A 12326-nucleotide genomic window follows, 5' to 3' on the forward strand; every position below is an offset into this window, starting at 1 on the left:
AAGCAATACAAAGAACGAGAATATTACAATTGTAAAACATTAGTGAATTAAAATAACTCGTAATCGGGTAATTATAGATGGGTTCCCTGTTGGTCTGGGCTAGCAGGGATTTTTTATGGGAGAAGAATTACAAAAAATGCTCTTGATGAATGATCAAGAGCATTTTTGATATATAGAAACCTATAACTAAACTTTTTAACAACTACGCTTCCAGCTCCATTATTTTTTCAGCCAGCGTTTCCCATTCGGCCTGTGCAGTAACTAACTGATCTTTCACCTCCTCATATGAAGTATTGGCGGCACTTAATTTTTTACTATCAGAAAACACCTCTTCTTTCGCCATTTCTTCTTCAAGGATTTTTTTCTTACTCTCCAAATCCATCACTAAGTTTTCCAATCGCTCAAGTTCCTGATTCAGTTTTTTAAGCTCCTTTGATTTCTCTTTGCTCTCCAAACGATTGTCCTGTTTCACCACCTTTGTTTGTTCAGCTTGCTTTTTCGGCTCTTGAGACTCTTTCGACTGCTCTTTCAATCGTTTCTCCTGCCATTCTTCATATTCATGATAAATGCCCGGATATTCCTTTATTTCCTTGTTTTCAATGAACCATATTTTATTGGCCACATTCTCGATCAGGTAACGATCGTGCGAAACCAATATAAAAGTTCCTTCATATTGTTGTAGCGCTTGAATAAGAATATTGACCGACTGAATATCCAGGTGGTTGGTAGGCTCATCCAGAATCAGAAAGTTAGCATCAGAGGTTAAGGTTTTAGCCAATGCTACCCGTGACTTTTCCCCTCCCGACAATACCTTGATCTTTTTAAATACATCATCACCGGTGAATAAGAAACAACCTAATAATGAGCGTAATTCCGTATCGGTACGCGTTGGAGCAAAGGCCTGTAATTCTGCTAAAATGGTATTTTCTAAATGCAACGACTCTAATTGGTGCTGCGCAAAGAATGACTGGAAAACGTTATGGCCCCTATTAATTTCACCTTCAGCTTTATCGGTTCCTGCCACAAGACGTAACAAGGTTGATTTTCCTTTACCATTGGCACCTATCAATGCAATTTTATCGCCTTTTTCAATATCACCGTTGGTATTCTTGAGCAACTCAAGTCCTGGATATGCTTTTGATATATTTCTCAACTGCACAACACTACGGCCGGAAGGACGCGAAAAGCTGAAACGGAAAGAAACTGATGGATTATCATCGTCAACATCCGAAACACGTTCCATCTTGTCCAAAGCTTTAATGCGTGATTGAGCCATTTTTGCTTTAGATGCTTTAGCACGAAAACGTTCAATTAAACGTTCCTCCTCCTTTATTTTTTGTTGTTGATTTTTGAACTGACCACGTTGAATTTCTTCACGTAGCGCTTTTTCTTCAAGATAGAAGCTGTAGTTACCAGCATATTGAATCAGCTGTCCGCCTTTTGATTCTACAATTTTTTGAACAGTTCGATCAAGGAAATATCGATCGTGAGAGACAATGATATAAGCGCCTTCAAAACTTGTCAAATAATTCTCTAACCATTTAATGGAAGGTAAGTCCATGTGGTTGGTAGGCTCATCGAGTAATAACAGATCAGGTTGTTGCAGAAGAATCTTTGCCAGCATTACACGCATGCGCCACCCTCCTGAGAACTCTTTTAATGGACGAATTGAATCTTCAGCACTGAAACCTAAACCGGCTAAGATCTGCTCGGCTTTATACTGAATATTATAGCCATCGAGGTTTTCAAACTCGTGCTGCTTATCACTTAATTTATGAAGTAGATCATCAGAATAATTGGTTTCGAGCTTTTTAAGTAAAATCTCAATTTCATCATGTAACTGGTTTTGGCGCTCAAAAGCCTCCATTGCCACGTGCAAAATGCTAAAGTCAGAGTGAACTGAAAGCAGGTCCTGGTTCAGATAACCTATTTTAAGGTCTTTAGACTTAGATAAAGTTCCACTTGTTGGTTTGTAATCCCCTACCAGTAATTTTAACAAAGTAGTTTTACCAGTTCCATTGGCACCAATCAATCCAATTTTCTCTCCCGGTTTAATATGCCAGCTAGCCTCATCATACAGTGCTCGGGCTCCAAATTCAAACGTAATGTCGTTCAGTGCAATCATTGGCGCAAAGATAGGGCTATACAATTTGAAAATGAGGCAATTTGAAAAATTGAGTTTAAAAATCTTAATCAATTATATGCTTATTCTATCATTCTCTCATTCAATCATTCTCTCATTCTCTCCTTCAATCATTCTGTTAATCTCTCGCTCAATCATGTATATTTGCGCCATGTATAATCTAATTAAGCCTATTTTCTTTAAATATGATCCGGAAGTAATTCATCATAAGGTATTTAACTGGATCAAAACTGTTAACAAAATTCCAGGAGTATCCTCAGTTATCAGGGGAATTTATTGTTTAGAAAACAAAAAGCTGGAACGTGAAGTATTTGGGATCAAGTTTAAGAACCCGGTTGGTTTAGCTGCCGGATTTGATAAGGATGCCAAATTGTTTGAAGAGCTCAACAATTTTGGTTTTGGCTTTATTGAGGTGGGAACCATTACGCCGGTGGGTCAACCAGGAAATGATAAACCTCGTATGTTTCGTTTGGTTGATGATGAAGCGCTGATCAATCGAATGGGATTCAATAACGAAGGTGTTGACGAAATGGTTATCCGATTAAAAAACCGTAAAAACAGTTCGTTAATTATTGGTGGAAACATTGGCAAAAACAAGGTTACACCTAATGAAGTAGCTGATGAAGATTTTGTAAAATGCTTTGAAAAGCTTTTTGATTATGTTGATTATTTCGTGGTTAACGTAAGTTCGCCAAACACCCCTGGTTTGCGCGATTTACAAGATAAAGAACCATTGAAAAAACTACTTTTCCGCTTACAGCAGCTTAACCAGGCAAAAGTTAAATCAAAACCTATTTTATTAAAAATCGCTCCTGATTTAACCAATGAACAACTTGACGATATTATTGAGATTGTCCAGGATACGAAAATTGCAGGTGTAATTGCTACCAACACCACTATTTCACGCGATGGTTTACAATCAAACCCAGAACTGGTAAAGCAAATGGGTGGATTAAGCGGCATACCGGTGAAAGATCGCTCAACGGAAGTTATTCGTTATCTGTCGCAAAAGTCGAATAAATCGTTCCCTATTGTTGGTGTTGGAGGTATTCACAGTGGCGATGATGCTATTGAAAAATTAAAAGCCGGAGCTTCCCTGGTTCAAATCTATACCGGTTTTATTTACAAAGGTCCGGGACTGGTGAGGGAGATCAATCAGAAGATTTTGGAACAAGGGTTATAAATTGTTTAATTGATAAATTGTTCTATTGTTGGATTGTTAAACCTAACAATGAAACGATTTTAACAGTAATTAAAACCACGGAGTAACACAGAGTTGCTCAGAGAAAATAATACTTTGTGTAACACAGTGTGACTCTGTGGCTATTTTTTTCAAGGCTTTATTGTTTCATTGTTGGGGTAACATTTAAACAATTTTAACAATACAGCAATTTGACAATATAATTCAAACAAAAAATCCCGATCAAAAACTGACCGAGATTCAAAGTATTGTTATGGAGCAGAAATCACATTGCTCCTTTTTTAATTTTAATAATTCAACCACGGAGTAGCACAGAGTTTCTCAGAGAAAATAACACTTTGTGTAACACTGTATGACCCTGTGGTTGTAAAACAAAAAATCCCGATCAAAAACTGACCGGGATTCAAAGTATCATTTTAAAGCAGAAATTATTTCGCAGCTTTTTCTAGCTCAGCGATGATATTACGGTTTTTAACAACCTGACTAGTCGCTTTTTCTAATGAACGGCTACCTAACTCAATGTTAGTAGCTAATTTCAAATGTTGAACCTCTAAACGCGAAACAGTTTTATTCTTTCTGTCTTTTCTTTTTAATCTTGTAACTGCCATGATTTCCCTGAAGTTAATATTGTTAATAGTTAATGTTAATCGCGGTTTACTTCTATTAAATTAACAATTCACCACATCGATTAACAAGTTGAGGTCGGAAGCGGATTCGAACCGCTGTACGAGGTTTTGCAGACCTCTGCCTAGCCACTCGGCCATCCGACCTTATTTCAACGAGGTTGCAAATTTAAGAATTAAAATTTGTTTGACAAGAGCTGTTTTCAAATATTTTCTGTCTCATTGATTATCAAACTACTATTTTATTTTAAGTTTTATACTGATTAAGAAATACCCATAATTTTATTGTCGCCGGCGCATTTCAGAACAAAAAATAGACGTTGCTATTCCAACATTCAGCGACTCGGCTTTGCCATACGCCGGAATTGACAAGGGTGAGGTAATGTATTTTTTTATACGATCGGAAATTCCTTTTGATTCATTACCCATCAGAATAATTCCCGGCTCATTAAATTCGGCATTGTAGAGATTCTCCCCTTCTAGCAACGCCCCGTAAACCGGAACCTGAATACCCGAAAGCACCTCTTCAATATCAACTCTTAATACATTTACCCGAAAAATGGAACCCATGGTTGATTGTACAACTTTTGGATTATAGGCTTCTACCGAATTTAGTGAGGTAATCAGGGTTTTAATACCAAACCAATCGGCAATGCGGATAATAGTGCCCAAGTTGCCCGGATCCTGTACATCATCCAGCATTATAGTCCATTTCCCTGCAATATCAACGGCATTCCATGTATTAGCCTTAAAATCATTTGGCACTTCAACCAGCGCTAAAACCTCATTTGGAGTGTGTAAACAGCTTATCTTTTGCAATTCAGCTTCCGAAACTAAATTAACCTCGATTTTTTTACCCGCCTGAGTTATATTTGTGAGGTTTTTTAAATAATTTTCAGTCGAAAAAACAGATTGAATACGATAAGAGGAATCTAGCAGTTCATTCACCATTTTAACGCCTTCAACAATAAATACACCGTGTTCATCGCGGTATTTTTTATTATGAAGTGATTTAATAAAACTCAATTGCGACTTTGAAATCATTTACATCGAAAAATTTAAACAAAACTATACTTATATTTTTAATCCCGGTAATTGTTCTGGGATGTAAACCTTCTCGCTATTTAAAACAGAATGAATCATTAATTGATAAGGTTGAAGTAAAAGGTGTTGACAAAGCTCTGGAAGAAGATGCTAAATCATTTATCCCTAAGGCAAACTCAAAGATCCTGGGACAAAAAATGGGATTAGGGCTTTACAATACTTTCAACACTAAAAATGGTCAATACAAAACCAAACCAAAAAACATTGGTCAGCCCCCTGCCATCTTCGATAGCGCAAAAGCCATACAGGCAGCACAAAAGATGAGTAGATATTTGCAAAACAGGGGTTATTTCAACAATAAGGTAAGTGTTAAAATTGATTCCCTGGGCAAAAAAAAGATAAAACTGGTTTATGAAGCTAATGAGGGCCCCAGGTTTACAATAAGAAAATTTAAGGTTAACATACCTGATACCGCATTAAATTCCCTTTACCTAAAGAATTACAAAACGCCTATTGATTCGGGCAAATATTACGATTACTATTTGCTTGAACGTGAAGTGAATAGTGCCAACAATTTATTTAAAAAGAACGGCTATAAAGATTTTGAAAAATCATACGTAAGGTTTAAAGCAGATACCCTCTTTAATGACAGCTTGCGAATTCAAACTGGAAAAGAAAGCCATCAAACTGATATTATAACTAATATCAATAACCCAAAAGGAAAAGATCATCACCAGGTGTTCACCATGAACGACACCTATGTAACTATTACTCCAGGGGTACGAAGAAGGGAAATAAAAGCCGATACCTTAAAAGCTCGTGAAGATCTCTATTTCCTTGACAAAGAGGGCCGTTTTAAACCTAAAAGATTTTCGGACCTGATCTTTTTTAAGAAAGGAACCTTATACAACAGTGAAGACTTTTTAAAAACGTATACACGTCTTGGCGATTTGAACGTATTCAAGTTTATCAATCCGGAGTTTAGGCCCGTTGAAGGAGATAGTTCAAAACTGGACACCTATATAGAATTGATACCGGCTAAGAAAAAGTCGGCAACGGTAGAAGGAGAAATTACATTAAGTGGTAGCTATTTAGGAGGAAACGCCGGAATTTCCTATTTAAATAAGAACTTTTTTGGCGGTGGGGAGATCTTTGAATACCGGATAAAAGGTGGTTTGGAGTTTCAGCCCACCAATTTCAACGGGGTTCCTCAGCCGGCAATACGCGAAAAAACATTCGAAACCAGCGCCAGTATTTTATTTCCGCGCTTGCTGGCTCCTTTTAACATCAATATCAGTAAATACTCTCTTCCTAAAACAAAGGTTACCCTTGGTTTTACCTTCGAGGGCAGGCAAGATTTATTTACCACCGGTAATACCTACACAAACATACAATATGAGTGGAAAGAAACTTTACAAAAAAGCCATTATTACACGCCTATCAATGTATCGCTTGTAAACTCAACACTTGACAGTGCTGTTGCTGCAGCATATATTCTATCAGGCAACAGGGCCGCCCTAAGCCGTTACGAGTCTTACTTTTCACTAAGCAGCCAGTACACTTTTTTACTGAATGATTATCGTTTACGTTTTGGAGGGAATTTCACCTACTTCAAAGGAAGCCTTGATTTGGCAGGCAACCTTTTATATTTAGGTTATGAGGCTTTCAATGCGAAAAAGAATAAACAGGGCCAATATCAAACATTGGGTCGCCCATTTTACCAATATGCCCGTCCGGAGCTTGAAATACGTAATTATAAACTAATTAATAAGCGCCAACTTGTTACACGGTTTAATATTGCAACAGGTTTTGCCTACGGCAATACGCCAACAATGCCCTACGGAAAACTTTATGGTTTAGGAGGTGCAAACAGCTTAAGAGGCTGGAGAGCTCGACAGGTCGGACCTGGGGCTTTTCCTAGAAATGATATTAAGCCCAACAATTTTATCGACAGTGTGGCTATACAGCTGGAACAAATAGGCGAGATGAAAATTGAGGCCAATGTGGAGTACCGGTTTAACATTACCAATAACTTATTTGGTTTCAAACTAAATGGAGCCACGTTCCTGGAAGCAGGAAACGTTTGGAATATCACCAGTTATTTTGACGAGCTGTATCCGCAAGGAAGATTCCGTTTTAATAGTTTCTATAAAGAACTGGCCGTAGGAACAGGCTTAGGACTTCGTTTAGATATGAGTTTCTTAATATTTAGGGTTGACGCAGGCCTAAAACTTCATGACCCGCAATTCAAGAATGATCGTTGGGTAATTGATAAGATCTTTGATAAACGTTTCAAGGATCAATACCCAAGCTTTAGGTTTATGAACTATAACATCGGAATTGGTTACCCTTTTTAAGTTAACCAACTCCATAGCACTGCGAAATAATTGCCGATATCAAGGCCTTTGTTAAACAGAAAGAAAGCAACCAATATCCCGATAAAAAGAAAAATCAGCTTTCTCACAAAATAACCTATGATAATAAAGATCAATGGAATTATGAGCAATAACGAAATAGGAATTTTAAAGGGCCCATAATAATCGCTTATTTCCTGAAGGTAATAGAGTTTTACTGAACTTACCGGTTGGTGTTTCGGACTAAAATATACAAATGTTGAACCCGAAAACTGTTGACTGAGGTTAGCTTCTCCCCTTCTGAATTCTAAAGCCACATCCATTCCGTTTATTCCGAAGATATATTCACCATTCACTTTTTCATTCACCTGTTGCTCATCCGATTCTTCCAAAGCCTTAATTTTCAGCTTACCATTTTCTTCTACAAGCTTAAAATCTTCAATTTTTTCTTGTTCTTTCGATTGTGCCGAAACAAAACTGGTGGTAATGGTTAACAAAAAAAGGGTGCAGGTAATTGCCAATAATCTCATTCAAGTGATTTTTTATTGTATAACAGAAAGCCCAAATGTAACAGAACTCCCCATCTTTTTTGGGGATCGTCATAATAATTTACACTTAAACCAATAGGTCCGATGAAGCTGCGATACACCGCACCCGCGGTGGCTGCCAATCGAAAATACTGGCTTGGATCAGTTATAAATGCCTGCTGATTATTCTTTTCCTGCAGCTGATCAAAGGGAATAAAACCATAAGCCTCTACTCTGAAATCTAGATTTCGGCGAAAGGTAAAGACGTTTCTTATGCCCGTATTGATATAATTATAGGACCGGAAATTGGTTAAAAACAAGGACCTTGAATCTTGGATAGGATAAGCAACTGGTTGTTCAATCAGTGAACCTCTGTAAGTAGTTAAAGTGGATTGATTGGATAAAAGCCCCTCCAAAGCATATCCTAACGTATAACGTTTACTTATTTTGAAATACCGCTCGGAGATTGCCCGCATAAATAGCCATTCTTGAAATTTGTTATTTACAGTCGGTACCGTTGAAACCGAACCTGGACTAAAATCTTCCGAACCATTGACATAGCCAACGGATAAGTAGGTCCATGAACCCTGTGTTGGATATTGCTTGCGGTTAAAGGTTTTTCGCTCAATCGTAAACGAATATTTTTGTCCTTCAAACTTGGTTTGATCCAAAATATCGGTAGTAGAAAAATTTTCGGTTGGACTGAATTTATCAAAATTTCTAAAAAGGGCACCTTCAAAAACCAACCGGGTATTTCCTTTATATGGAAAACCTACTCGCAGTGCCAGCTTTTTGTCCGACTGATCCAGTGGAACTGTATTTAAGTCTTCAACAAAGATCTCTGAAGTTCTGAAATAGTTCCAATGGTTATAGGTGTAATCCAATTCAACAAATGATGGAAAATGCCCTCCAATATCAATTCGTGAACCCAATTGCATAGATTCGTAAAACCTGCCCGAATAGAAATTGGCACAAAGCGTATATGCTTCACGGTTTACAAAATTATACTGAAGGCCTAAAAAGATATTGCTGATTGGTCGTGTAGCCAGGTTACCTCCGAAATCAATTTTAAAATTCCGATCGGGTTTAATACCCAAATGAAAGTCATAGGCTTTTTTTGTTGAATCGTATTCAATGCGCGGATAAACAGTTTCGAAAATATCATCAGCCATCAATTTATAATACCCTTTTTTCAGATCAGACATACTCAACTCTTTCGCGCTCTTGCCCAAAACATCTTTAATATACGATCGTTGTTTACTATTTACCCCTGAGATTACCACATCCTGAATAAAGGAGATCTTATTTTTCTTACGAAAGGCAGCTCTTCTGGCTTCAAGGCCATCAGCAGTAGTCCGGTTGGAGATTCGGGCTTTTATTGTCGGCATGTTTTTCATCGCCGCCTCATAACCACGCTGAATCAGGGCCGCAACAGGCTCAAAATTGGTTACACTGAATTCTTTAAGATCGGGCTGAATATAAACCCCGTTCTGCCCTAGTTGGGTAGAGTCGGACTTAGACAAAAACAAAAAAACGGCAAATCTCGACATCAACCGCTCATCAATTTCCTTCGGATAATCATTATAAACTTTTGAAGAAACATTACAGCCAATTAAAACATCGGGATTAAAATCTTCCTTAACCACATTAACCGGAAAGTTGTTGTAAACACCTCCATCAAAAACATATTTATTATCAATTTTTATCGGTCGATAAACAAATGGAACACTCATGGTTCCTCTTACCGCATCAGTCAGATTACCCTTTTTCAAAATGATCGGTTCCTGCGAAAGGATATCGGAGACCACGCACCTGAAGGGAACAAACAAACTATCGAAATCATATTTAGCACTTGCCGATGCCTGCGACAACAATTCTAACAAGGCAAAGTTTAATGGAACATCATTGATCAGATTGGCCTGTAATTTAACCTGAAACGCGGTATCAACCGCGATCCGTGCGGTAATGAATGAGGGGTTATCAGGTTTATTTTGATAGAAAAGCTTGTAATCACTTTTTAATCGTCCATTTACCCAGTTTTGAAAATCAGGACTGGTGGCGACATATTCAATTTGTGAGGGAGAGTAACCGGCGGCATACATGGCGGCCACAATTCCCCCCATTGAGGTTCCCGCCACATAATCAATCGGAATATTATTTTCTTCCAAAGCCTTAAGTAAACCTATATGGGCCAGGCCTTTTGCCCCACCTCCACTTAAAACCAAGCCCACTTTTTGGCCAAAAACAGTTGAACTGATGAAAAATAAAAAAAGAAAAAGGTAATGCTTCATTAAAAAGTAACGCTCTAAAATGTTATTTGCCAATGTTACAAAATATGAATATCAACAAAAAGGCCGAATAAACCGGCCTTTGTAATTCTATTTATATTAAAAAACGAAACATATCAGGTCTTTATAAAATCAGGAATAGGATACTCACCAACATTGCCCAATTGCGAAATTCTCGTTCCGGCCATAATAAAGGAATTGGCCAATGAACCACTTCCGCCTTTACATCCGCGGGCATCGTTGCCTTGTAATATATACGACTTAGTGTTATTGCAGTAAACGCCAAAACATTGCCCCACATTAGGAGATGGGCTATTGGTTGTTTGAAACATGTTATTTTGGATTACCACGTCTGTTTGTCCATTTATAAACGCCCCTGTTTTATTGGCTGTATTGGAAACAGTATTAGCATTATTTCTCATAACTGTGCCTCTAACAATTGCGGTCACACAATTTAGAATGTATGCTCCTGAAGATCCATTCAAAGTCATAAACGAATTAATTACCTCTACAAGCCTGAAGGAATCGAAATAAACACCATAGGTGGGTGATCCCGAAAACCGGCAATTTTCTACAAGTAGTATAACATCACTATTTTTGGATATAAACCTAAATTCGCAACCGGAAGCTACTAACCTGTTACAAACAGTGTGAGCTGCATAAACATTTATAAGGTTAACAACACCTGACGGTGCATTCTGCACATAACAATTTAAACCATTAATCTCAAGATCATCAATATCGGCTGTTATTTTGAAAGGATAGTTTGTGCTGTTATGGTCAGTTTTAACACGTAAATTACTAATATATAATCTGGTGAGTGATGAAACCTTACAATTAAAAGCACCCATTGAAGTTGGCCCGACACTTGTGATTGAGCAATCAATAATATCATAGTGCCCCCAGCTACGATCAAGTAAAGTGATGCTGGCAATAGTAAAACCTTCGCCCTGATCAAAAAGAATATTACAATTTGAAAAATAGGCATAGTTAGCTGCTACCACTACCCCTTCGTAGATAATACAATCAGAACATTTGATCGACCAAACATTACCGTGAGCATCAATACAACCACTATTATTATACACAACAAAAGCGCCACCGCTGATTTCGTAATCACAGGGATAGGTGCCGCCTCCGGCAACAGCATGCCGCCCTCCTACAACATAACAATTATCTATAATCACCTTTGAAAGGTCCACTATAACAATTCCATAATTGGTGTTTTGACCCGATGCAAAGGGATTGAAGATATTAGCTGTAATACGAGCCAGTGAATAGCCTATATACAAAGTCGCATCGCCAAAATTGTAATAATCACCATGTATTTCTACGTTTGCCATATCAACCTTATAGCAATCCATAAAAGCATTTTCAGTAGTTCGGTAAGTAAGATTTTTATCGCATTTAAAAGAAGGCATATAAGTTGCCTTTTGCAGAGTGGCTGAAACGATAGATGTTCGGAAGGCTTCAAAAGGCACTAAAATACCAGTAGCCTTGTCATATGACTTAACCTGAACGAGCATGCCTCTCAAATAATTAGGTCTGTCAGGGTTATCATTTATCTCATTAGAGGTCACATAAATAAAGTCAGAAGTTTTAAGGTCTTTTCCTGAGCCAATATTTACGCTGAGGGTTAAAGCTGTTATTCTAATTCCTGTTGCAATCGTTTGAGCGGTTCCTTTAATTTGAAACAGCGCTTTAACAGAACCTGTATTTACTCCTGTACAATCAATAGTAGCATAACCAATAAATTCAGGAATACCGGTTATATCAACTACTGAACTTGGAAGAAATTTGTAAGTTTTGCCTCCGGAAAAAATCACTGGTTCCTTTATTGATTTGGCAAGACTAATAGCATCGAGTATTGCCTGGGTGTCATTTGTTTGCCCGTTTCCAACCGCGCCAAACTGCTCCGGACGCACACCATAATTTGGAATTGACTCCTTTGGATTATCAGGTTGTTGCTTAGGAGGATAAATTCCCAGCTCATTTAATTTCATTTGATACTCTTGAGGAGTAGGTATAGGTGAGTTCATTTGAATTGGTTTTTAATAGTTAAAAGAAAATTCTTGAGTGGTTTAAAGCTTAATACAGAGGTGAAGTGCTCTATTAAATTTACCCAAAAATTTTCTTTTTTAAAACC

General features: G+C 37.7%; 8 protein-coding genes and 1 tRNA gene. 2 read left to right on the forward strand and 7 right to left on the reverse strand.

What is annotated here, in order from left to right; all coding sequences use genetic code 11:
- Nucleotides 1–202: 202 nt before the first annotated feature.
- Nucleotides 203–2125 carry a ribosomal protection-like ABC-F family protein gene (abc-f, locus tag C3K47_RS13110; protein ID WP_103789592.1) on the reverse strand — a complete coding sequence of 641 codons (1923 nt, stop codon included), beginning with the start codon at nucleotides 2123–2125 and terminating at the stop codon, nucleotides 203–205.
- A gap of 169 nt (nucleotides 2126–2294) precedes the next feature.
- Here abc-f and C3K47_RS13115 point away from each other — a divergent pair, with 169 nt between their 5' ends.
- Entirely contained in the window at nucleotides 2295–3326 is a 1032-nt protein-coding gene (locus C3K47_RS13115) for a quinone-dependent dihydroorotate dehydrogenase (RefSeq protein WP_103789593.1), read from the forward strand.
- A gap of 446 nt (nucleotides 3327–3772) precedes the next feature.
- Here the strand turns inward: C3K47_RS13115 and C3K47_RS13120 are convergent, their stop codons facing one another.
- The 3 genes from C3K47_RS13120 to C3K47_RS13130 form a co-directional block, all read right to left on the reverse strand.
- Nucleotides 3773–3952 carry a spore protein gene (locus C3K47_RS13120; protein ID WP_103789594.1) on the reverse strand — a complete coding sequence of 60 codons (180 nt, stop codon included), beginning with the start codon at nucleotides 3950–3952 and terminating at the stop codon, nucleotides 3773–3775.
- A 91-nt stretch (nucleotides 3953–4043) separates the two neighbouring features.
- Nucleotides 4044–4114: transfer RNA gene (locus C3K47_RS13125), tRNA-Cys, on the reverse strand.
- Nucleotides 4115–4249: 135 nt separating this feature from the next.
- Nucleotides 4250–5011 carry a TrmH family RNA methyltransferase gene (locus C3K47_RS13130; RefSeq protein ID WP_103789595.1) on the reverse strand — a complete coding sequence of 254 codons (762 nt, stop codon included), beginning with the start codon at nucleotides 5009–5011 and terminating at the stop codon, nucleotides 4250–4252.
- On the opposite strand from C3K47_RS13130, the gene tamL reads away from it, so the two are divergent.
- Entirely contained in the window at nucleotides 5002–7368 is a 2367-nt protein-coding gene (gene tamL, locus C3K47_RS13135) for a translocation and assembly module lipoprotein TamL (RefSeq protein ID WP_103789596.1), read from the forward strand. The two genes, C3K47_RS13130 and tamL, sit on opposite strands and share 10 nt — an antisense overlap.
- Here the strand turns inward: tamL and C3K47_RS13140 are convergent.
- The 3 genes from C3K47_RS13140 to C3K47_RS13150 form a co-directional block, all read right to left on the reverse strand.
- On the reverse strand, nucleotides 7365–7895 hold the full coding sequence (locus tag C3K47_RS13140) for a hypothetical protein (protein WP_103789597.1): 531 nt from the start codon (nucleotides 7893–7895) through the stop codon (nucleotides 7365–7367). The two genes, tamL and C3K47_RS13140, sit on opposite strands and share 4 nt — an antisense overlap.
- Entirely contained in the window at nucleotides 7892–10183 is a 2292-nt protein-coding gene (locus tag C3K47_RS13145) for a patatin-like phospholipase family protein (protein ID WP_103789624.1), read from the reverse strand. Before C3K47_RS13145 ends, C3K47_RS13140 begins: the two co-directional genes overlap by 4 nt.
- Before the next feature lie 113 nt (nucleotides 10184–10296).
- Entirely contained in the window at nucleotides 10297–12219 is a 1923-nt protein-coding gene (locus C3K47_RS13150; protein WP_103789598.1) for a right-handed parallel beta-helix repeat-containing protein, read from the reverse strand.
- Nucleotides 12220–12326 lie beyond the last annotated feature (107 nt).

The sequence above is a fragment of the Solitalea longa genome (assembly GCF_002920915.1).
Classification (GTDB): Bacteria; Bacteroidota; Bacteroidia; order Sphingobacteriales; family Sphingobacteriaceae; genus Solitalea; species Solitalea longa.